Raw genomic sequence first — 645 nt, forward strand, 5'->3', positions numbered from 1 at the left:
ATGGCAGCCAATGCGGGGCAGTTGCATCTTTCTGCTGACGGGAAAATCTCGTTGAAGAATGTTTTTGGTCATGGGGGCGTTGTCCTCAAATCGAAAAGCCAGAGCATATTGGCAAAACACATCACCTCGAAAAAGCATATTGATATTGCCGCCCATAAGGATGTGACGTTAGAAACGGTTGGCGCTGATGGTCATTTGAAGATAGAGGCGCAGGATGGGCTTTTATCGATTGCCGGTAAAGCAACCTCTGGGGGCAATATGGAGCTTTCTTCGCGCCAGACACTTCAAGTTTCAGGGCTAGGATCAGGCGCTGATATGGCTCTTGAATCGGGCGGAGACTTGAAGCTTGAGGGGATTGTTTTAGCGCAAGGGAACCTCAAGGCGCATGCCGGTGGTGATATACAGGCGCAGCTTTTAGCCGGTGGGGTTGATATGGCGGCAACGGGTGCTGCTGGTGTTGTTGTTCTTGGCACCCAAGGGGATGTTGATCTCCAGAGCAGTCAAGGTGCGATTGTCGCTGAAAGTGTTTATGGAGCAGGAGATATCACCCTGGTTTCTCATAACGGGCTATCTGTTTCTCAAACAATTCTGTCGCATCAAAATGTTGCCATTCAAGCACAACCAGCAACAAATGCCCCCGTTCAT

The 645-nt window shown here is 49.9% G+C and carries 1 protein-coding gene; it reads left to right on the forward strand.

Annotation, left to right across the window (positions count from 1 at the left end; all coding sequences use genetic code 11):
* On the forward strand, positions 1 to 645 hold a 645-nt coding region (locus ACFILA_RS10035), incomplete at both ends, for a hypothetical protein (protein WP_375661159.1).

The organism is Bartonella sp. CL71SXKL (assembly GCF_042194935.1).
In the GTDB taxonomy this organism is placed as follows: Bacteria; Pseudomonadota; Alphaproteobacteria; order Rhizobiales; family Rhizobiaceae; genus Bartonella.